A 20,509-nucleotide genomic window follows, 5' to 3' on the forward strand; every position below is an offset into this window, starting at 1 on the left:
GACGATGAGCGACCTACACCTGGACACCTCCATCGCCCGGTTCCGCTACCGCAGGACCGGATCCGGTCCTCCCGTGCTGCTGCTCCCCGGCAGCGGAGGCTGGCGGCTCTCGTTTCACGCGATGATCGAGGTGCTCGCCAGGCACCACACCGTGTACGCCCTCGATCCTCCCGGCCAGGGACGCACGGAGGTTCTCGACCCGACGTTCCGGCATGACGTGGACGCGATCGCTCGCTCCATCGGAGCGTTCCTGAACGGCCTGGACCTGCCAGAGGTCGCCATCGTCGGCCACTCGTGGGGCGGCGGGTTCGCCCTGCGTTTCGCGGAGCTGTTTCCGGCCAGGGTCAGCCGCCTGGCGCTGCTGGCTCCCGGCGGGCTCGACGTCCGCGACGTGTGGGAGTTTCGGCTCATGCGGCTGCCGCTCATCGGCGAACTCGCCGTGCGGCTCATACCCCTGGGGTCGGTACGGCACCTGCTGCGTAAATCCTTTGTCCACCGTGATCGCATTCCCTATGCCCTGGCGCGCGAGGCCGCCACGGAGATGAGATCACCGCACAACCGGGCGACCATGCTGAGAGTCGAGCGATCCGTACGATGGACGGCCACCGAGCGGGACCTGCACCTGGTGAGGGTGCCGGTACTCCTCCTGTGGGGCGATCAGGACCGCTTTCTGCCTGTAGATCTCCTCCATCGGTTCACCGACCGGCTGTCCGTGGCCGAGACCCACGTCCTGACCGACTGCGGGCACTCCCTACATGACGACTGTCCTGATCAGACATATCGACGATTGATCCCCTTCCTGCTGGCCGGGGCGTCGTAGCCTGATCCCGAGAAGCCGCCCAGGCGCTTGTGACGCCTGGGCGGCTCCCTGGATCAGAGCCGGTCGACGACCTTCTGCAGCTGCGCCACCTCGGCCTGCTGGGAGGTTCCGATCGCCTTGGCGAGCTCCTTGGCCTTCGGGTTGGAGCCGTTGGCCCGCTCCGTGCGGGCCATTTCGATCGCGCCCTTGTGATGGGCGATCATCAGCTGGGCGAACAGCTTGTCGAAGGCCTTGCCCTTGGCCGCTTCGAGCTTCTTCATGTCCTCCTCGGACATGATGCCGGGCATGTCATGCCCCATACCGCCGGAGGACACGGGCTTGCCCCACTCGGTCAGCCAGCCCTTCATGGTCTGGATCTCCGGCTCCTGAGCGGCCTTGATCTTCGCCGCGAGCTCCTCGATCTCCGGGTCGCTCGCGCGCATCAGCGCCAGGTCGGCCATCTCGACCGCCTGTTCATGATGCGGGATCATCATCTGCGCGAACACCGCATCCGCGTCGTTGAAGATGGCCGACGGTTGCGCGCTGGGCGTGGTCGCGGCGGGCACAATGCCGCCCATCCCGTCGCTTCCGGCCATGGACTCGCCGTTGCCCGCGCACGCGGCGAGCAGGGCGAGCGCGCCCGCGGCAATGACGAGCGAAATCTTGCGGTTGATAGGCATGGTTGTTTGTTCTCTCTGTTGTCAGAACTGTCGGCCTTTGCGGACAGCCTCGGGGCCTATCCGCGCGTCATCGGCCTATATGCGCAGCAGAGAGAGACGGGAGGTGGGCTCCGGCGGCGGCCTCGCGACCTGCCGGACAGGCGAGAGCGGCCCGTGGATGCCGCTGATTCCCCGCCTCGATCGAACCCAGGCGGCCATCAGCACCATGAGCAGAAGAGAGGTCAGTATCGCCAAGCACACGCCCAAAGAGAGAACGACGAGCAAGAAGCCACGCGCGACCCGCAACGCGAGGCCCTGCCGCAGAACTCCCACTGGCTCCCCTGGAACGAACTGGAAACTGCCCGAGCCTTGCCAGCTTACTACGGTGGGTCGTAGATTCGGCGCCAAGCGCGCCGGCATCACCACGCCCGACCGCGACGCCCGCCCACGGGTCAGCTCGCCGCTCGCCGACGAAGCACGTACGGACGCAGGAGGCCATCGGGTGAGCCCGAAGCGTTTCTACGATCGCCGGTAGCATCAGGCGGACGACAGCCGGAGGAGAAGGTCAGATGGTGCGCCGCCTGGGAGAGCTCGAGTCCACGATCATGGATCGTATGTGGGCCACCAACGCGCCCGCCTCGGTCAGGGACGTACTGGAACATCTCCAGCGGGAACGCACCATCGCCTATACGACGGTGATGACCGTGATGGACAAGCTCCACACCAAGGGCCTGCTCAAGCGCGAGCCGGTCGGCCGGGCCTACGTCTACGAGACGGTGTCCTCCAAGGAGGCCTACACCGCCGAGGTGATGCGCGATTCGCTGTCCAGGAGCGGAAACCGGGCGGCCACGCTGGTGCACTTCATCGAACGGCTCACCCCTGAAGAGGCGAACGCCCTGGATGCGGCACTCCAGGTCTACCCGCCGAAGGGACGCCGGTCATGATCGTGGCAGCGATCCTCGCGCTGTACTGCGTTTTCGCGGCCCTGGTTCTCCCGCGATTCCTGAGGCGGGCCACATGGGCGGACCGTGCGCCACGGCTGGCGATCGCGATGTGGCAGGCGGCGAGCATTTCGGTGGTCATCTCGGCGCTGCTGTCGGCGTTCGCCGTGGCCGTGCCCGCCTCGGTGGTGGGGCATGAGCTCGCCGAACTGTTCGAGGCCTGCGCCGCCCTGCTCGGCGACGGAGCGACGCTGAGCACCACGAGCACGCGCGTGGGCCTCGCCGCCGCCGGGCTTGTCATGGTGCGGGTGCTCTATACCGGCGGGGCGGTCCTGCTCGGCGCACGCCGGGAAAGGCTGCGGCACGCCGAGGCGCTCGCCCTGCTCGGACGGCACGACGGCGAACTGGGCGCGGTCGTGGTCGACTACGAGGAATGCATGGCGTACTGCCTGCCCGGCAGGAACGGCAAGGCCGTCATCACCACCGGCGCGCTGCGGTCTCTGGCTCCCGAGCACGTCGCCGCCGTGCTCGCGCACGAGCAGGCCCACCTGCGCGGGCGGCATCATCTGGTCCTGGCCGGCACCGAGGCCCTGCTGCGGGCCTTTCCCGGCGTCCCGCTGTTCGTATGCGCGCAAGCCGAGATCGCCCGGCTGGTCGAACTGCTGGCCGACGACGTCGCGGCCCGCCGCCATCCGCGCGCGCACATCGCCGCGGCCCTGGTCAGGCTCGCGACCGGACGGGTACCGGCCTTCACCTTGGGCGCGGGCGGCCAGACGGCCCTGACCCGCGTCCGCCGGATGTTGAACCCGGAGGCGCCACTCGCCCGGCGAGAACGTCTCGCCGGGCGGGTCGCGGTCGCGCTGCTGCTGGCGGGCCCGGCCATCTTGGCCGCCATCCCAGGCGTGAGCGCGTTCCTCGCCCACCACTGCCACTCCCTGCTCAGTCTCTGAGCCCTATTGACGATGAGCAATAGTAGTAATCGGCACACGTCAGCAGCTTCATGATCAGCGGCCCGCGGACCTTCCTGACCGGCGGGCACCCGCGTCCGCGGACATCTCGCGGGGCCTCCCTCCGGGGCCATCCACCCGGCTGACGCCTGGCGTTCACCCCCTTTCGGTAACCAACCTCAGTCTTGGCCATGCGCTATCGGCAAGGTGCCCGACGCTGCTTCCCCTCGCTTGCCTACATACCCATGGGGGGTATACCTTCGAGGCAAGTCAGTTAAATCACGTACCGCCCTTGGGAGTACTTCATGAGCGAGCAGATGCCACACTCCGAGGGACATGAGCACGCCGCCCAACCCGGCAAGGCGTCGTGGTCGACGGCGGCGGCGGCGACCCTGCACTGCCTGACGGGGTGCGCCATCGGCGAGATCCTCGGCCTGGTGATCGCCACCGCACTTGGCTGGAGCACGGCCCCGTCGATCGCCGTGGCCGTGGTGCTCGCCTTCTTCTTTGGCTACCTGCTGACGCTGCTGCCGCTCCGCCGGGCAGGCGTGAACTGGAGCACCGCGATCAAGCTGGCACTGGCCGCCGACACCGTGTCGATCATCGTGATGGAGATCGTGGACAACGGCGTGATGCTCGTCATCCCCGGCGCCATGAACGCCACCTTGACCTCCGGACTGTTCTGGGGCGCCCTGGCGCTGTCCCTGCTGGTCGCCTTCCTGGTCACCACTCCGATCAACAAATGGATCATCGGCCGGGGCAAGGGCCACGCGGTGGTCCACGCCTACCACCGCTGAGCCACCCGGACGGGGAGAAGGATCAGCCGACGCCGAGCGCCTCGCGCAGGCCCGGGCTCGGCGGCGAGGCCTCGTCGGGGGAGCCGGGTGTGCGCCGCAGGAACCCGTCCACCACCTCGTAGTGCCCGATGCCGCGCAGCGGCGGCGAGTAGACGTGGATCGTGATCGCGCCCGCCTCGTGATCCATCCGGTGAATGCCGGTCCCGGGGAAGGAGAACGACTCGCCCGCTCCGTAGAACCCGACCCGCCGCGTGCCTTCGATCGGGAGCCCCTCGTTGGACACCCTGCCCGCCAGGACGTACACGCCGACCGCCGATCCGTCGTGGTCGTGGAAGCCGGTGTCGCGAGCCTCCCACCAAGTGTTGAGCCAGGCGATGGAGTGCTCGTCCGACCACAGCAGCACGTAACCCCCGGGCCCGCTCCGCGGCAGTTCGCCGATGTCGACGGACTCCGCGGCCCGGCGGGCGAGCTCGGCGCACTCCTCCGGCTTGTACGCCCGGCGGGTGGCGGCGAGATCGGCGCTCATAATTCCCACTTTCCCTACTAGGAAGACATAGAAAAGCTAGCACGAGATCCCCGCGAGGTGGAGTGAGATGCCGGGCCATCACCCGGTACAGCACCCAGATGCGTGGCGGTGCATGGGTGAACGAGGCCGGCAAGCCGCTCGCGACCCTGGGCCCCGACCTCATCGCCCCGAGCGCAGAAGGCGCGACAAGCCCAGGGCCGCGGTGCGTACGGCGGGAGCGAGTTGAGCTGGACGGAACCGGACCCGCGGCACGGCCACCGACAGGGCCGCCACCGCCACCTGTCCATCGAAAACCGGCGCCGCGATGCAACTGACACCCAGCGCCGCTTCCTGCTCCTCGTAGGCCAGGCCCGACACCTGGGCCTGTTCGATGGCGGTGCGCAGGCGTACCGGATCGGTGATCGAGTAGGGGGTGAGACTGGCCAGTGGCCCGGCGAGCACCTGCTCGGTCAACTCGGCATCCGAGAAGGCCAGCAGGGCCTTTCCGACCCCGGTACAGGTAAGAGGAAGCCGGCCGCCGATGCGGGAGGGCAGTGGCAGGACGTCGTGACCATGGATCCGCTCGACGTACACCACCTCGTGTCCCTCGCGGACTCCCAGGTGCACGGTCTCGCGGGTGGCCTCGAACAGATCCTGCAGGAACGGCAGCGCCGCCTCGCGCAGATCATGGCGGCGCGGCACCAGCGAACCCAGTTCGAACAGTTTGCCGCCGAGCCGGTAGGTGTCCGCCTCCCGTTCCAGCAGGCCCAGGCGGACCAGATCCGCGCAGAGGCGGAACACCGTGGTCTTGGGCAGTGACGTACGAGCGGAAAGTTCCGTCAAACGGAACGACCCGCCGTCGGGGCGGTAGCAGTCCAAGATCGATGCCGCCTTGTCGAGCATGTTTCCCGCAGCCCTGTTCCGTGTCACGGAACATATTTTGCCGCCCACCAACCGGTCGCCTATATCTGGGGGTCACCCGACGGCACTTTCTGGAGGTACCCGCATGCCCACGCCACACCGCCCGTGCAGGTGGCCGTCATGAGCCCCGATGCTGTGACCAAGGTGGCGACCCTCCTGGCGGAGGCCGCGCTCACCGGCGTGGCCCACCCTCCGGTACGCGACCTGTTGCCAGAGGCGGACATCGACGCCGCCTACGCCGTGCAGCGGCTGAACGTCGAGCGCGGCCTGGCCGCGGGCCGCCGGCCGGTCGGCCGCAAGATCGGCCTCACGTCGCGCGCTGTGCAGCGCCAGCTCGGGGTGGGTCAGCCGGACTTCGGTGTGCTGTTCGCCGACATGGCCGTGGCGGAGAGCGACCAGATCGCCGCCGGTCGGCTCCTGCAGCCGAAGGTCGAGGCGGAGGTGGCCCTGGTGCTGGGCGAGGACCTGCCGCACCGTGACCCCACCGTCGCCGACCTACTGCGGGCCACGGCGTTCGCGCTGCCCGCGCTGGAGATCGTCGACAGCCGCATCGCGGGCTGGGACATCACCATCGTCGACACCGTCGCCGACAACGCCTCCAGCGGCCTGTTCGTCCTGGGCGGCACCCCCGTGCCGCTGGACCGGGTCGACCTGCGCGGTGTACGGATGACCCTGGCCAAGAACGGTCAGACCGTCTCGGAAGGGACCGGCGCCGACTGCCTCGGCGGCCCCCTCAACGCCGCGCTGTGGCTGGCCGCCACCCTGGCCGGCCTGGGCGACCCGCTGCGGGCCGGTGACATCGTCCTCACCGGTGCTCTGGGGCCGATGTCGGTCGCCGCCCCGGGAGACGAGTTCGTGGCACGGATCGAGGGCCTCGGCACGGTCGGGGTCGGCTTCGCGGCCCCGGAAGGAGTGCAGGCATGAGTGCCACTACCAACCGGACCAAGGTCGCGGTCATCGGCTCGGGCAACATCGGCACCGATCTGATGATCAAGATTCTGCGGCTGTCCGGGTCCCTGGAGATGGGGGCGATGGTCGGCATCGATCCGGACTCCGACGGCCTGGCTCGCGCGCGCCGCATGAAGGTCGCCACCACCCACGAAGGTGTGGACGGTCTGCTGGCACTGGACGAGTTCGCCGACGTCCGCATCGTCTTCGACGCCACCTCGGCGGGCGCCCATCGCCGCAACGACCAGGTATTGCGCGCCGCCGGTCGTACGGTGATCGACCTGACGCCGGCCGCCATCGGCCCGTACGTCGTCCCCCCGGTCAACCTGGACGCGCACCTGGACGCCGACAACGTCAACATGGTCACCTGCGGCGGCCAGGCCACCATTCCCGTCGTCGCCGCCGTCGCCGCCGTGACCCCGGTGCACTACGGGGAGATCGTGGCCTCGATCTCGTCACGCTCGGCCGGCCCCGGAACCCGCGCCAACATCGACGAGTTCACCGAGACGACCTCCTCGGCCATCGAGCAGGTCGGCGGTGCGGCCCGGGGCAAGGCGATCATCGTCCTCAATCCCGCCGAGCCCCCGCTGATCATGCGGGACACCGTGCACTGCCTGGTCGGCGAGTGCGACGACGTCGCGGTGACCACCTCGATAGAGGAGATGGTCGCCCGCGTGCAGACCTACGTACCTGGCTACCGCCTCAAGCAGAAGGTGCAGTTCGACCGCGTCGCCGCCGACGACCCGCTGCGCGCGCTGCTGCCGGCCGGCAGCCGATCCGGCGAGGCGGCGAAGGTGTCGGTGTTCCTCGAGGTCGAGGGCGCCGCCCACTACCTGCCCGCCTACGCCGGCAACCTCGACATCATGACCTCGGCGGCGCTGCGTACCGCGGAACGCATCGCCGCGCACCGCTTCACGGAGGTGATCTCCCGATGACCGCTGACCTTTACGTCCAGGACGTGACCCTCAGGGACGGCATGCACGCCGTCCGCCACCACTACACCGTGGAGCAGGCCCGTACCATCGCCGCCGCCCTGGACGCCGCCGGGGTCGCCGCGATCGAGATCGCCCACGGCGACGGCCTGTCCGGCTCCAGCATCACCTACGGCGTCGGCGCGCACACCGACTGGGAGTGGATCGAGGCCGTCTGCGACGTCGTCCGCGATGCCGTGCCGACCACGCTGCTGCTGCCGGGCATCGGCACCCTGCACGATCTGAGGCAGGCTCACGCGCTCGGCATCCGCTCGGTACGCGTCGCCACCCACTGCACCGAGGCCGACATCTCCGCGCAGCACATCGCGGCCGCCCGCGACCTGGGCATGGACGTCGCCGGTTTCCTCATGATGTCCCACATGGCCGAACCGGCCGAGCTCGCCCAGCAGGCGAAGCTGATGGAGTCGTACGGCGCCGCCTGCGTGTACGTGACCGACTCCGGCGGCCGGCTGACGATGGACGGCGTACGTGAGCGGTTCCGCGCCTACCGTGACGTGCTCGACGACCGCACCGAAGTGGGCATCCACGCCCACCACAACCTCGCCCTGGGCGTCGCCAACACCGTGGTCGCCGTCGAGAACGGCGCCAGGCGCGTCGACGCGTCGCTCGCCGGGCAGGGCGCCGGTGCCGGCAACTGCCCGCTGGAGGCGTTCGTCGCGGTCGCCGACCTCATGGGCTGGAAGCACGGGTGCGACCTGTTCGAGCTGATGGACGCGGCCGACGACGTGGTCCGTCCCCTGCAGGATCGGGAGGTGCGGGTGGACCGGGAGACCCTCACGCTCGGCTACGCCGGGGTGTACTCCAGCTTCCTGCGCCATGCCGAGGCCGCCGCGGCCCGCTACGGCCTCGACACGCGGGCCGTTCTGGTGGAGGTCGGACGGCGCAAGATGGTAGGCGGCCAGGAAGACATGATCACCGACATCGCTCTCGACCTGGCCGCGGCCCGCGGGGCCGCGACCGCCTGACTCTCACCGCGCCCGGCGACGGCCACCTCGACTTCATCGACCGATCCACCGGTGAGCGCCACCGCGTTCTGGCCGGCTATGTGCTGGGCTGCGACGGAGCCAACAGCCTGACCCGCACGGCGATCGGCGCGAGCATGCGGGACCTGCGCTTCGCGCAACGCTGGCTCGTCGTCGACGTGGACACCGAGGCCGACCTCGCCGCATGGGAAGGCGTGCACCAGGTCTGCGACCCGCACCGCCCCGCCACCTACATGCGCATCGGGGCAACCCGCTACCGCTGGGAGTTCCGGCTACGGCCCGGTGAGACCGCGGCCGACTACCAGGCGATGGACCGCCTGCACCCCCTGATCGCGCCCTGGACCAAGGACATCGCGCCCGAGCGGCTGGAACTCCTGCGCGTGGCCGAGTACACCTTCCGCGCCCAGCTGGCCGACCGATGGCGAGAGCGCCGGATCTTCCTGCTGGGCGATGCCGCCCACCTCACCCCGCCCTTCATCGGCCAGGGCATGGGTGCCGGGCTGCGCGACGCGAGCAACCTCGCCTGGAAACTGGCGGGCGTCCTCGACGGAAGCCTGTCCGAGCGGGTCCTGGACACCTACCAGGCCGAACGCGAACCGCACGTCCGTACGCTGATCCGGCGGGCCAAGCTCGTCGGGACGACGATGACCGAGGGCGGCGAGCTGGGCAACCTCATCCGCGCCGCGGTCGTGCCGCGACTCCATCGGGTGCCCGGCCTCCAGCAGCGCATGCTGAGGAGCGAGACCCCGGCCCGGCGACGAACCGATCTGGTGCTGCGGCCACGCCTGCGCCGCACCCTGGCGGGCACGCTGTGTCCCAATCCGGTCCTCGAGCACGGGCGCCGTCTCGACGAGGTGGCCGCCGGCCGGTTCGCCATCGTCACGGCCATCCACCCGGCCGCCGGACAACACGCCGCGATCGACCGGCGCGGAGCCGTTCTTCTCCTGGCCCGGCCGGGCAGCGAGCTGGACCGCTGGCTGCTCGGAGGAGACGCGACGGCCGCCGCCATCCGTCCCGACGGCACGGTGCTGAGCGCCGGCCGCGACCTGTCAGCCCTGTGCGACACCTTGCTCCGCTCCGGTGGACAGAACACGTCCTGACGGCGACCGCCGGACGCGGCGGCGATCATGGAAGGTCGTGATGGCACGCCGACAATCGGACCTCAATTCCGGGTGCAAATCGGCCCTGTCCAGACATCCAATCTGTCGGCAGCATGGGACTCGCGTACATAGAGTCGATGAAATTGCTGCGAAAGAGTGACGGATCATGGGACAGACCAGCGTGAACCCCAACCCATCCCTGGACGGCAATGCCTTCGCCCGCAGGCTGGAGCCAGTGAGCGGGGAGACATGCCCCAACGTCTACCGCGTGAGCCGGTGACCGGCCATGCAGCTGGCAATCCTGTTCGCGCTGGCCGCCGCCGCCCTGTACGGCGCTTCTGACTTCCTCGGCGGGCTCCTGTCACGCCGAGCCCACTATGGGCTGGTCGGGCTCATCGGACAATGCGCTGCCGCAGTCGGCGGCCTGGCCGCCGCTCTCGTCGTCGGCGCTCACCCCACCCCGAGCGCGATCGCGTGGGGGATGGCCGCCGGGCTCGGCGGCGCGATCGGCACGCTGGCGCTCTACCGCGGCCTGTCACGGGGACAGATGAACGTGGCCGGGCCGCTGTCGGCCGTCGGCGCGGCGGGCCTGCCCATTCCCGTCGACCTGATGTCCGGCCGCGAGTTCACGGCGCTCTCCCTTCTCGGCCTCGGCCTGGCCATCCCGGGGATCTGGCTGGTCTCCATGCAGTCGGGCGGACGCGGCTCCGGCGGCGTCGGCCCGGGGCTGCTCGCCGGGCTGGGCTTCGCCGCCCTGTTCATCTGCCTCGACCGGGCCGGCGACGAAGCGGGCCTGTGGCCGGTGGCGGCGAGCCAGCTCAGCGCCGCCGTCGTCCTGGCCGTGGCTCTGGTGGCGTTCGCGCTGGCCGGCAGGCGGGACGGAGCCCACAACCCGGTCACCCGGAAACCGTCGTGGGCCGCGCTCTGGACGGGGGTCCTGGGGGTCGGCGCCACGCTCCTGTACTTCCTGGCCACCAGCGAGGGGACGCTCGCCGTCTCGGCCGTCATCACCTCGCTCTACCCGGCTTTCACCGTCGCGCTGGCCGCCGCCGTCCTGCGCGAGCGCACATACCTGGTGCACGCCGTGGGACTGCTCCTGTGCGCGGTCTCGGTCGGCGCCTTCGCCGCCGGATGACCGTACTGGGTGAGCGCGCCCTGTCGGCCGCTACCCTGCGACGGTGAGTACGGTGAACTCGAGCCTGGTACACGACCTGCTGGTGGACCTCGACCGGACCGGCACCACCCCGCTGCACCACCAGATCGAGGCGGCTCTGCGCGACGCCATCCGCGCGGGCCGTCTGCGCCACGGGGCCTCTCTGCCGTCCTCCCGCCGCCTGGCCGCCGAGCTCGGGGTCTCGCGGGGTGTCGTGGTCGGGGCCTATGACCAGCTCGCCGCCGAGGGCTACCTCACCAGTACGCCCGGCTCCTACACCCGCGTGGCCGCCGTACCCGGGCAAACCGCCCCCGCCCCCGACCCGCCGCCGGCGTCCGGCCCACTCATCGACTTCGGGTACGGCCGCGCGGACCCGGCGAGCTTCCCCCGTGCCGCCTGGCTCCGCTCGCTGCGGCGGGTCCTCACCGACGCCCCACACGACCGGCTCAACTACACCGACGGATATGGCCTGCCCGAACTGCGCACCGCCCTGGCCGACTACCTCAACCGCTCCCGCGGCACCTGCGCCGACCCCGCACACGTGCTCATCACCAGCGGTTTCGCGCAGGCAGCCATGCTGGTCACCGGCGTGCTGGCCCGGCGCGGGGCGCGCCGGGTCGCCGTGGAGGACCCCTCCGCCCACGACGACATCCGGCACCACGCGCGCACGCACAAGCTCGACCTTTTCGGCCTGCCGGTCGCCGAGCACGGCATCGACCTGGACGCCTTGGAACGCGGCGACGCCGACCTGGTCGTCCTCACCCCGTCGCACCAGTGGCCGCTCGGCGGCGTCCTGCCCGCCCGTACCCGCATGCGGGCGGTCCAGTGGGCCCGCGCCCGTGGCGCCCTCATCCTGGAGGACGACTACGACGCCGAGTACCGCTACGACCGGGCCCCCATCGGCGCCATGCAGGGCCTCGCCCCGGACGTGGTCATGTACGCCGGCTCGGCCAGCAAGACCCTCGCCCCAGGGCTCCGCCTCGGCTGGCTCGTGTTACCCCCGCACCTGGCCGACGCCGTCGCCGAGGCCAAGCTCCTGGCCGACCGCGGCTCGCCGGCCATCGAGCAGCTCGCCTTCGCCGACTTCCTCCTGCGGGGCGAGTTCGACCGGCATCTGCGCCGCATGCGTCCCCTCTACCGGCACCGCCGCGACCTCCTCCTCGCCCGGCTGACCCAGCAGCTGCCCGACTTCGAACCCACCGGGATCGCGGCGGGCCTGCACGTCGTCGTCTGGCTCCCGGACGACCTCCAGGAGGACGACGTGGTGACGGCGGCCGCCGCCCATGGCGTCCGCGTCGCCGGCATCGCCCCCTATCGGCTGACCACACCGGGCCGGCAAGGCCTCATCCTGGGCTACACCAGCCTGAACGACAACCAGATCACCGAAGGGGTCGCAGCTCTGGCGGCGGCAGTACGCCAAACGCGAGCAAGGACCTCGATCCCCGCACGACCATTGACGAAGCGACTTCTAGCCGGTCCAATCTGAGATCGGATCTTTGCTTGACAAGATCGCCATAATCGGCACATGCCTTTACGAAGTAAATCAAGACCTTTCACCGGTCTTTCTTATGCGTATTTCTCCACATTCCTTCGTTGAACCCAGCCACTGCCGCACCCCGTACAACCGTGCGTCAACAGCTAAGAGCCTCACCCTCGAGGCATCTGAAAGGGTCACCATGACGAAGCGCACCCTCACCGTCCCCGGCTTGGTCCTCGGTACCGCCCTGGTCGCCGGCGCCCTGGCGCCCACCGCCGCGCAGGCGAGCACGAGCTCCGATGTCTACCTGGCCGCCTCGCTGCTGGGTAAGAACGAGGTGCCCGCGGCGGGTCAGAAAGTCGGCGACAAGAACGGCAGCGCGATCGCCGTATTCCATATCCACGGCAACCAGGTCGATTACGCCATCCGCTGGCAGAACGTCGCCACCCCGACCGCGTTCCACATTCACCAGGGCAAAGCGGGCAAGAACGGCGACGTCAAGATCCCATTCTTCGGCGAGGCGCTGCCCGGCAGCCTCAGCGCCGTGAAGGGGACCGTCAAGGTCAGCGACTCCGGCCTGCTCAACCGGATCACGAGCAACCCCAAGAAGTGGTACGCCAACCTGCACACCAGCGAGTTCGGCGGCGGCGCGGTGCGCGCGCAGCTTTACCGGATCCGCCCGGTGGCGCTCGAGTCGGTGCTGGCGAACGGCTCGCACTCCACGCTCACCGCATCGGCCGACGGCCGCCAGGAGGTTCCGGCGCCCGGTACGAAGGTCGGCGACAAGGACGGGCGGGCCGCGTGGCTCGTCTGGGTGAAGGGCACCCAGGTGCACTTCGCCACCGCGTGGAAGAAGATCGCCGCGCCGACGAACGGGCACATCCACCGCGGCAAGAAGGGCAAGAACGGCCCCGTGGTCGTGGACTTCTTCAGTGCCGCCAACGGCCTGCCCGCCGGGATCAACGGCATCGCGGGCTCGGCGAGCACCTCCGCCAAGGTCGCCGGCGGGATCAAGCACAACCCGAAGAACTGGTACGTCAACCTGCACACCGGCGAGTTCCCCGGCGGCGCGGTACGCGGCCAGCTCCACGGTGGCGGCTGGTAGGGCCACATCCCCCTGACCCGTACATCGCGCGGGCCGGCCGATCATGGCCGGCCCGCGATGCGCGTTTCAGCCAACCCCGCGGACCGTCAGCGCGCCGACCAGCACTCTCCAGGGGCGACCCGCCCTCGGCGCACGTTCCGGGCGATGGATACGGTGTGTCGAATGCTTACGGTTGTGACGGCGTTCACCCCCATCTGGATCATCGGCGCCCTCGGCTGGCTGACCGGGCGGTTCCGGGTGGCGAGCGGGCAGTTCCAGCAGGCGCTCACGGGATTCACGTTCACCATCGCCATGCCCGCCGTGCTGTTCACCACGCTCAGCCGGACGCCGCTGAGCCAGATCCAGCCGCGACCGCTGCTCGCCTTCGCGATCAGCACCGTCCTCGTCGGCGTGCTCGCGCTGGTGACACTCCGCGGCAAGCTGCCCGACCGGGTGATCGGCGCGATGTCGTCGGCCTACGTCAACGCGGGCAACCTCGGCATCCCCATCGGCCTGTACGTCCTGCACGACGCGACCTTCGTGGTCTCGGTCCTGATCTTCCAGGTGCTGGTGATGTCTCCACTGATCTTCCTGGGCCTGGGCGTCGAACGCTCATCCCTGCTGGCCCCGCTGCGGATGCCGATCGTGGTGGCCTCGGTACTCGGCCTGGGCATGTCCGCCCTCGGCTGGCACCTGCCCGAACCCGTGATGAGACCGCTGGACCTGCTCGGCGGCGCGGCGGTGCCCTTGGCGCTGTTCGCGCTGGGCATGTCGCTGAACGGCTCGGCCGTCGCCTGGCGCCGAGTCGCTCCGGTGGTGACGCTCAAGCTGCTGGTCCAGCCGCTGATCGCCTTCCTGGCCGGGCGCTTCCTGCTGCACCTCGAGGGCCACGCGCTGTTCGCGGCCGTCCTGTTCGCCGGACTGCCCACCGCGCAGAACACCTACGTCTACGCCGCCGAATACGGGCGGCCCACCGAGCTGCCCCGCGACACCATCCTGGTCTCCAGCGTCCTGTCGCTGGTCACCCTCTCGGTGATCGCCCTGCTGAGCGGGTTCTCGGGCCCCCTCGCTCCGGGCGATCGCTAGCCGGTGGCCCCCTCCCCGCGGACGGCCGGACCGCGGCCACCCGCGACCTGTCGATCGACATCGACGCCCCCATCGACCACGTCTTCGCGGCGTACTCCGACATCAACCACCACATCGGCCCACACCCGTTCCTGAAGCGCGTCGCCACCCACGCCGACTACGTCTAGAACGGCCTGCGCTACATCAACTTCACGGCCGTCGAGGACGTCCCGGTCGCCGACGGGGTGCCTGTCACTTTCAACACGCACGCCCAGCAGCGCGTCCACGCGGCGGACCACTTCTACTGCGATGCGGGCCAGTGCTCCCACTTTTGGGTGGGAGGTGAAGGCCCGCGCGGGAAGGCCCCTTGGGCGAGCGTGCCCTGGCCTGCATTGTTTGGGCCGAGTGCAACCACGTGCCTGGTCTTGTGTCATTTGTGGGGTCGGTCCTGGGACTGGATGTAGTTGCGGACGGTGGTCAGGTTCGCGGGGCCGGTCGAGCCCGCGTAGTAGGAGCGGGACCAGAAGTGTCCGTCCCACAGGTATGCGTGGACGTGGGCGGCGTATTCCTGGCGCAGGTAGCGGGCCGACACCCCTTTGAGGCTGTTGACGAGGGCGCTCAGGGCGACCTTGGGCGGATAGTGGACGAGGAGGTGCACGTGGTCGTCCTCGCCGTTGAACTCGGCGAGTTCGCAGGCATGTGGCGCGCCTGGACCTGGACGGTCGCCAGTCGGCCATCCTGGATGGCCAGGCGCACCACGCGCGGGCGTTGTGGAACCTGCTGCACGAGTACTCCACCTTCCGACAGGGCCGCCTCGCCACGCCGAAGGAGTGCGATGAGGCGATCCGGCAGGCGCGCAGGGACATCGACTGGTTGAAGGACCTGCCCGCGCAAGCTTGCCAAGCTGTGCTCAAGACCTATCGGCAGGCGTGGGCGAACTTCTTCAACCCCGACCATCCCGCTGAGCGGCCGAAGTTCAAAGGTCGTTTTCGGTCCCGGATGGCCGTGGACGTTCCGCAGGGACGGGATCTGCACATCACCCGCATCAACCGGCGGTGGGGCGAGATCAACATCCCCAAGCTGGGCCGAGTCCGGTTCCGGTGGACCAAGGACCTGCCCGGCGTCACCAGATCCTCCCCCGACGGGAAGATCACCGGTGCCCGGCTGGTCAAGGAGACCGACGGGTGGCACATCATCTTCCGCACCCAAACGATGGAGATACCCCCCGCCCCGCATGAGGGTCCGGTAACCGCGATCGACCGGGGCATCACCGTCGCCTTGGCCCTGGCTTCAGGGGAGAAGATCCGTCACCGCGAGCAGTGGCTCTCGCACAAGGAGGCCGAGCGTCTGCTCCGGCTGGAACGCAAGGCCGCCCGCCAGAAACGGGCCGCCAAGCCGGGCCGGCCGACCTCGAACCGGTTGAAGAGAACCTACGATCAGATCGCCAGCCTGCGCGCGAGAGCCAAGCGCCGGGTGATCGACTGGCAGCACCAGACCACCGCGAAACTCACCGACCACTACAGCGTGATCGTGCTCGAAGACCTCAAGGTCAAGAACATGATGGCCTCCGCCTCGGGCACCATGCAGGAACCGGGGACGAACGTCGCCCAAAAACGCGGCCTGAACCGGGCCATCGCCGGAGAGGCATGGTCGCGCACCGCCGAGTTCCTCGCCTACAAAGCCCTCGACAAGGGCGGACAAGTCGCCCACATCCCGGCAGCGAACACCAGCCGGGAATGCCACCAGTGCCACACGATCACCCAGGGATCACGGCAATCCCAGGCCAGGTTCGTGTGCAAAAACCCAGCTTGCGGGTGGATCGGCAACGCCGACACCAATGCCGCCCGCACCCAGGCGTACCGGTACAACTCAGCCGCCGGACAGGCGGTAAACGGACGTGGAGGCCCTGCAGTACTGGGGCCTGTGAAGCGTCAAGCCACTCATAGCGGGACCACGCCCACCCCGCAAGGGGTGGCCGCGCAGCGGCCATGAGAATCCTCCCCGTTCACGGGAAGGAGCATGTCAAGAGACCGACACCTGGACCAACCAACCAACCATGCCGAACGCCGTCACCCACCAGGCGATCGTCTTCACCGATCTGGGCGGCGGCCACACCCGGGTGACCGAGCACCTCACGTTCGAGGCGAACGTCCTGCTCATCGACTTCACCGTGACGAACGGCGTCTCCTCCCACCAGCAGACCCAGGCGGCGCTGAAGGAGGCCATCGAGAGCGGCCGGCTTTGACTGAGGCCCACGCCAAAGAATACCCCAATTCCCTATTGATTTTGTGGGGAATGTAGCGCAGGATTTGGACTGTGAAGAGCAGCGAGCTTCTGGTGGCCCGCCTCCACGTCGATCTCAGACGGCAGGCGAGCGCACTCTGTGCCATGCGGTGACCTCCGGGTCCCGCTTCCCGTCTCCCCTTTTCACACTCCACAATCTCAGGAGCGCTTCAGCATGCCCACGACCAGCATTCTGACCGTCAATCGCGTGGCCGGGCACATCGGTGCCGAGATCACCGGCATCGACCTCGCCCACCCTCTGGACCCCTCCACCGTCGAGGAGATCCGCCAGGCCCTGCTCGCCCACAAGGTGGTCTTCTTCCGTGGCCAGACCCTCGACCATGGCGACCAGATCGCCTTCGCCCGCCAGTTCGGCGAGCTGACCCACGCCCACCCGCACGAGGACACGCCGCCGGAGGATCACCCGCAGATCCTCACCATCGACCCGCGCCGCTACGAGGAGCGGTACGGCCCCGACTACCGCGAGCTGAACCGCAAGCGGCGCTACTCCTACAACTCCGGCTGGCACACCGACGTCACCGCCGCCGTCAACCCGCCGGCCGCCTCGATCCTGCGGGCCGAAACCGTGCCGGAGTTCGGCGGCGACACCCAATGGACCAACCTGGTCGCCGCGTACGAGGGCCTGTCCACGCCGCTGCGGGCGTTCGTGGACGGCCTGCGCGCCGAGCACCGCTTCCTCGCCGGATACCGGCCGGCCGAGAACGACGGCAAGCTCGTCAAGCGGATCAACGACAACCTGCTGGTCTCCGTGCATCCCGTGGTGCGGGTGCATCCCGAGACCGGCGAACGGGCGCTGTTCGTCAACCCCGGCTTCACCGATAACATCGTCGGCCTCTCCGCCGTGGAGAGCCGCCGGGTGCTGGAACTGCTGTACGAGCAGATCACCCGTCCCGAGTACACCGTCCGGTTCCGCTGGCAGCCGGGCAGCCTGGCCTTCTGGGACAACCGGGCCACCGCCCACCTCGCTCCGTCCGACCTCGACCACCTGGACGTCCAGCGCACCCTGCACCGGGTCACCCTGATCGGTGACCGGCCCGTGGGTCCCGACGGCTTCGTGTCCGAGATCGTCGCCGGTCGCGAGTTCAGGGCCGAGTCCCTCGTCGTCGCCTGACGGCCCGAGCGCGTGCGGACGTGATCGGGGATGCACGCCCGCACGCGCTCCCTTGCCCGTCCCGTCGACCGGCCCACGGGAGCCGACCCTGAGTGACGGCGAGGACGGCGCCGACGAGGAGCACCGCCGCCCCCACTGCCTGCACCGTGCCGAACGACTCCCCCAGGAACGCCGCCGAGCAGGTGGTCCCGACCACGGGCACGAGGAACATCATGATCGACGCGGAGGCGGGGCCGACGGCGTGGATGCCCCGGTAATAGAGCAGATTGGCCACCGCGGTCGGGCCGAGCGCGACAAAAACGACGTTCAGCCAGACGTGGACGGGCACGTTCTGCCAGGCGACCTCGACGGCCGACGGCACGCTGTACACCGCCAGCAACGCCGCCCCGCTCAGCGTCGCGTACGTCGTCGCCTCCAGCGGTTCGATCCCGGCGAGCACGCGGCGCCCCGCCAACGTGAACGCCGCCCAGCAGCAGGCGCTGAGCAGGAAGAGCAGGTCCCCGGCGAGCCGGCCCTGTCCACCGCCCGCCACCCCGCCCGAACCCGCGAAGAAGATCAGCGCACCGGCCGCGCCGACGGCCAGACCCGCCACGCGCGCTGGGGACGCCTTCTCCTTCCCCGCCAGCAACAGGAAGGACGTCGTCAGCACAGGGCTCATGACCGGCACGATGGTGCTCCCGTCGATCGCCGGGGCGAGCGACAACCCCCAGAAGAACAGCACGTTGTACACGAAGACACCGAGCACGCCCGCGCCGGCCGCCCGCGCCCGGTCCCGCCAGGACGCCCGCCGGGCGTCGCTCCGCCGGAAAAGTCGCAGGGCGATCAACAGCGCCACGGCCCCGCCGCCGAACCGCAGCGCCGCCACCACGGGGTGCGGCAGGTAATCGACGATCACCTTGGAGCTGCCGAAGCCGCTCCCCCACAGCAGCATCGTCGTGCCCAGCAGCAGGTACGGCCTGGTCCGTACGGGGTCGCTCGTCGCTGTGCTCACCATGAGGTCACCTCCACTACACATGCCACCGCCCTCGGCGGCAGTGACCAGCCTGGGCCGAAGCCGGTATGCCGGTCTTGTACGCTTGTGCACTCAGTGAGGAGCCGGGCCGGAAGGAGGTGACGACGGGTTGAGCGGCGAAGGCGGCGGCGCGGACCGCGAATGGACCCGTTATTGGCGTTCGCCCGAGAAGCCGCTGGAGGCCATGTCCGCGCATTTCCTGCGCCACCGCTACCACCGGCACAGCCACGAGACCTACTCCTTCGGCGTCACCGAGCACGGCGCGCAGACCTTCACCTGCCGCGGCGCCGGGCACACGAGCTCGGCCGGGATGGTGATGGTCTTCAACCCCGACGAGGTCCACGACGGGCACGCGGCCCACGAGCTGGGCTTCATGTACCGGATCGTGCATATCGGTCAGGAACTGATCGCCGACGTGCTCGCGGACGTGACCGGGCGTCCGGCCGGGCTGCCGCTGTTCGCAGCCCCGGTCTTGGACGCGCCGGTCCTGGCGGCGCGGCTCCGCGAGCTGCACTCCGCCCTGCTGCGGGGCGCCACCCCGCTTGAGCGCGACGAACTCCTCTCCTCCGCGATCACCGCGTTCGTCCACGTGGCGGCCCGTACACCGCCCCCACGGCCCGCCGCGCTCCACACGCCCGCCATCGCGCGGCTGGCGGCGAAGGCGCGCGAGCTCATCCACGACCGCTACGCCGAGCCGATCCGCGCCGACGACCTCGCCGCCTGGACCGATGCCAGCCGGTACGCGGTCTACCGGGCCTTCCGCGCCGCCTACGGGCTGACGCCGAGCGAGTACCAGCGCCAACTGCGACTGCGCGCCGCCCGCCGCCTTCTCGGCCAGGGGCATCCCGCGGCCCGCGTCGCCGGCGAGACCGGATTCACCGACCAGGCCCATCTCACCCGCTGGTTCACCCGCTCGTACGGCGTCACACCCACGCGATACCGCCTGTCGACCGGCCAGGAGTAGCCGACGGCACCACCCTTCGGGTCACGCCGCCGCATGGTTCCGGGCAACAACCAGGTGACCGAGCACCTCACGTTCCAGGCGAACGGTCGGCTTCTACAGCCGCGTTCTCGGCATGGAGCCGGTCACTCCTGTTCGGCGCATGCCGTGCCCGGCTTCATGGAGCTTCCCCCGTGACAGGGCGTTCGGCGATGGTGAGCACGCTGTCCGTACAGGAGACGGCGGTGAGCTCGAACGGCGTACCGTGCCCATGGGGAAAGGTGATCCGGATGCGGCCATCCCCCTCAGATCGCCAGCGACCGGTCATCGGCCGTGGACGATCGTCCGGGCCGGGACGAAGCTCGACGAATGTCCCGTCTGCCCGGAACTCCAGCCCTCGCCGCCCTCGCCGCGAGGGAGGGAACGAGTAATCATTGGGCCGGTACACCGCTGTGGTCTCGGTGTCCTCCTCGTGGGAGTGGAGCCAGGAACCGATGATGTCCAGCGGTGTACAGCTCACTCGTCGGCCTCCGTCGGGTGCTCGTCGTGACCGGTCATCAGCTTGATCCGTACCGCGACGCACGAGGTTGGCCACTGGCTGGATCTGTACCACATCTGGGGCGACGATGACGGCGGGTGTACGACCGACGACAAGGTGGCCGACACACCGAACCAGGCGGGCAGCGCCTGCTTCACGACACCGAGCGGTTGACCAGGGAGATCCTGAACGACGTCCGCTCGGCGCTCGGCATGGTCACCGGCCCGCCCGCC

At 69.5% G+C, this 20,509-nt stretch carries 23 protein-coding genes and 1 pseudogene; 18 read left to right on the forward strand and 6 right to left on the reverse strand.

Features of this window, described 5'->3' with window-relative positions; all coding sequences use genetic code 11:
* Window positions 1-4: 4 nt before the first annotated feature.
* Window positions 5-820: an alpha/beta hydrolase gene (locus tag AB0F17_RS18815; RefSeq protein WP_358024204.1), complete on the forward strand. Its 816-nt coding sequence runs from the start codon at window positions 5-7 to the stop codon at window positions 818-820.
* Between the two features lie 53 nt (window positions 821-873).
* Here the strand turns inward: AB0F17_RS18815 and AB0F17_RS18820 are convergent, their stop codons facing one another.
* On the reverse strand, window positions 874-1,479 hold the full coding sequence (locus tag AB0F17_RS18820) for a DUF305 domain-containing protein (RefSeq protein WP_358024207.1): 606 nt from the start codon (window positions 1,477-1,479) through the stop codon (window positions 874-876).
* 548 nt (window positions 1,480-2,027) lie between these two features.
* Here AB0F17_RS18820 and AB0F17_RS18825 point away from each other — a divergent pair.
* The 3 genes from AB0F17_RS18825 to AB0F17_RS18835 all read left to right on the forward strand — a co-directional run bounded on the left by AB0F17_RS18825 (window position 2,028) and on the right by AB0F17_RS18835 (window position 4,143).
* A complete protein-coding gene (locus AB0F17_RS18825) occupies window positions 2,028-2,402 on the forward strand; it encodes a BlaI/MecI/CopY family transcriptional regulator (RefSeq protein ID WP_358024210.1) in 375 nt (124 codons plus the stop codon).
* On the forward strand, window positions 2,399-3,349 hold the full coding sequence (locus tag AB0F17_RS18830; RefSeq protein WP_358024213.1) for a M56 family metallopeptidase: 951 nt from the start codon (window positions 2,399-2,401) through the stop codon (window positions 3,347-3,349). The genes AB0F17_RS18825 and AB0F17_RS18830 overlap by 4 nt, the downstream gene beginning before the upstream one ends.
* Window positions 3,350-3,651: 302 nt before the next feature.
* Window positions 3,652-4,143: a DUF4396 domain-containing protein gene (locus AB0F17_RS18835; protein WP_358024216.1), complete on the forward strand. Its 492-nt coding sequence runs from the start codon at window positions 3,652-3,654 to the stop codon at window positions 4,141-4,143.
* Between the two features lie 22 nt (window positions 4,144-4,165).
* On the opposite strand, the gene AB0F17_RS18840 is transcribed toward AB0F17_RS18835, so the two are convergent.
* Window positions 4,166-4,669, reverse strand: coding sequence for a hypothetical protein (locus tag AB0F17_RS18840; RefSeq protein ID WP_358024219.1), 504 nt, complete (start codon window positions 4,667-4,669; stop codon window positions 4,166-4,168).
* Between the two features lie 159 nt (window positions 4,670-4,828).
* Window positions 4,829-5,578, reverse strand: a complete 750-nt coding sequence (locus tag AB0F17_RS18845; RefSeq protein ID WP_358024223.1) for an IclR family transcriptional regulator — start codon at window positions 5,576-5,578, stop codon at window positions 4,829-4,831.
* Between the two features lie 111 nt (window positions 5,579-5,689).
* Here AB0F17_RS18845 and AB0F17_RS18850 point away from each other — a divergent pair, with 111 nt between their 5' ends.
* The 8 genes from AB0F17_RS18850 to AB0F17_RS18885 all read left to right on the forward strand — a co-directional run bounded on the left by AB0F17_RS18850 (window position 5,690) and on the right by AB0F17_RS18885 (window position 14,392).
* Window positions 5,690-6,493, forward strand: coding sequence for a fumarylacetoacetate hydrolase family protein (locus tag AB0F17_RS18850; protein WP_358024226.1), 804 nt, complete (start codon window positions 5,690-5,692; stop codon window positions 6,491-6,493).
* Window positions 6,490-7,452, forward strand: a complete 963-nt coding sequence (locus AB0F17_RS18855; protein ID WP_358024229.1) for an acetaldehyde dehydrogenase (acetylating) — start codon at window positions 6,490-6,492, stop codon at window positions 7,450-7,452. The genes AB0F17_RS18850 and AB0F17_RS18855 overlap by 4 nt, the downstream gene beginning before the upstream one ends.
* On the forward strand, window positions 7,449-8,474 hold the full coding sequence (gene dmpG / locus AB0F17_RS18860) for a 4-hydroxy-2-oxovalerate aldolase (protein WP_358024232.1): 1,026 nt from the start codon (window positions 7,449-7,451) through the stop codon (window positions 8,472-8,474). The genes AB0F17_RS18855 and dmpG overlap by 4 nt, the downstream gene beginning before the upstream one ends.
* 35 nt (window positions 8,475-8,509) lie before the next feature.
* Complete coding sequence (locus AB0F17_RS18865; RefSeq protein ID WP_358024954.1) at window positions 8,510-9,592, forward strand: bifunctional 3-(3-hydroxy-phenyl)propionate/3-hydroxycinnamic acid hydroxylase; 1,083 nt, start codon at window positions 8,510-8,512, stop codon at window positions 9,590-9,592.
* Window positions 9,593-9,878: 286 nt separating this feature from the next.
* Window positions 9,879-10,727 carry an EamA family transporter gene (locus tag AB0F17_RS18870; RefSeq protein ID WP_358024235.1) on the forward strand — a complete coding sequence of 283 codons (849 nt, stop codon included), beginning with the start codon at window positions 9,879-9,881 and terminating at the stop codon, window positions 10,725-10,727.
* A 43-nt stretch (window positions 10,728-10,770) separates the two neighbouring features.
* Window positions 10,771-12,231 (forward strand): PLP-dependent aminotransferase family protein, encoded by a 1,461-nt coding sequence (locus AB0F17_RS18875; protein ID WP_358024238.1) that lies wholly within the window; start codon window positions 10,771-10,773, stop codon window positions 12,229-12,231.
* A 190-nt stretch (window positions 12,232-12,421) separates the two neighbouring features.
* On the forward strand, window positions 12,422-13,327 hold the full coding sequence (locus AB0F17_RS18880) for a CHRD domain-containing protein (protein ID WP_358024242.1): 906 nt from the start codon (window positions 12,422-12,424) through the stop codon (window positions 13,325-13,327).
* A gap of 162 nt (window positions 13,328-13,489) precedes the next feature.
* On the forward strand, window positions 13,490-14,392 hold the full coding sequence (locus AB0F17_RS18885) for an AEC family transporter (RefSeq protein ID WP_358024245.1): 903 nt from the start codon (window positions 13,490-13,492) through the stop codon (window positions 14,390-14,392).
* Here AB0F17_RS18885 and AB0F17_RS18890 read toward each other — a convergent pair.
* Together AB0F17_RS18890 and tnpA are read right to left on the reverse strand one after the other, a co-directional pair.
* Window positions 14,389-14,658, reverse strand: coding sequence for a hypothetical protein (locus tag AB0F17_RS18890; protein WP_358024247.1), 270 nt, complete (start codon window positions 14,656-14,658; stop codon window positions 14,389-14,391). The genes AB0F17_RS18885 and AB0F17_RS18890 overlap by 4 nt on opposite strands.
* 143 nt (window positions 14,659-14,801) lie before the next feature.
* Window positions 14,802-15,059: pseudogene (tnpA, locus tag AB0F17_RS18895) on the reverse strand (IS200/IS605 family transposase); the annotation flags it as partial.
* A gap of 11 nt (window positions 15,060-15,070) precedes the next feature.
* Here tnpA and AB0F17_RS18900 point away from each other — a divergent pair.
* The 4 genes from AB0F17_RS18900 (at window position 15,071) to AB0F17_RS18915 (ending at window position 17,786) form a co-directional block, all read left to right on the forward strand.
* On the forward strand, window positions 15,071-16,363 hold the full coding sequence (locus AB0F17_RS18900) for a transposase (protein ID WP_358024250.1): 1,293 nt from the start codon (window positions 15,071-15,073) through the stop codon (window positions 16,361-16,363).
* 64 nt (window positions 16,364-16,427) lie between these two features.
* Window positions 16,428-16,616, forward strand: a complete 189-nt coding sequence (locus AB0F17_RS18905; RefSeq protein WP_358024253.1) for a hypothetical protein — start codon at window positions 16,428-16,430, stop codon at window positions 16,614-16,616.
* Between the two features lie 71 nt (window positions 16,617-16,687).
* Window positions 16,688-16,768 (forward strand): putative leader peptide, encoded by an 81-nt coding sequence (locus tag AB0F17_RS18910; RefSeq protein ID WP_355451062.1) that lies wholly within the window; start codon window positions 16,688-16,690, stop codon window positions 16,766-16,768.
* Between the two features lie 61 nt (window positions 16,769-16,829).
* Window positions 16,830-17,786 (forward strand): TauD/TfdA family dioxygenase, encoded by a 957-nt coding sequence (locus AB0F17_RS18915; protein WP_358024256.1) that lies wholly within the window; start codon window positions 16,830-16,832, stop codon window positions 17,784-17,786.
* Here AB0F17_RS18915 and AB0F17_RS18920 read toward each other — a convergent pair.
* The gene (locus tag AB0F17_RS18920) at window positions 17,758-18,780 is read right to left on the reverse strand and encodes a DMT family transporter (RefSeq protein WP_358024259.1); all 1,023 of its coding nucleotides are present in this window, start codon (window positions 18,778-18,780) and stop codon (window positions 17,758-17,760) included. The genes AB0F17_RS18915 and AB0F17_RS18920 overlap by 29 nt on opposite strands.
* A 127-nt stretch (window positions 18,781-18,907) precedes the next feature.
* Between AB0F17_RS18920 and AB0F17_RS18925 the strand changes: the two genes are divergently transcribed.
* Both AB0F17_RS18925 and AB0F17_RS18930 read left to right on the forward strand, forming a co-directional pair.
* Window positions 18,908-19,762, forward strand: a complete 855-nt coding sequence (locus AB0F17_RS18925) for an AraC family transcriptional regulator (protein ID WP_358024261.1) — start codon at window positions 18,908-18,910, stop codon at window positions 19,760-19,762.
* A gap of 589 nt (window positions 19,763-20,351) precedes the next feature.
* Window positions 20,352-20,450, forward strand: coding sequence for a hypothetical protein (locus AB0F17_RS18930; protein ID WP_358024956.1), 99 nt, complete (start codon window positions 20,352-20,354; stop codon window positions 20,448-20,450).
* Window positions 20,451-20,509 lie beyond the last annotated feature (59 nt).

The sequence above is a fragment of the Nonomuraea sp. NPDC026600 genome (genome assembly GCF_040638335.1).
Taxonomy (GTDB): domain Bacteria; phylum Actinomycetota; class Actinomycetes; order Streptosporangiales; family Streptosporangiaceae; genus Nonomuraea.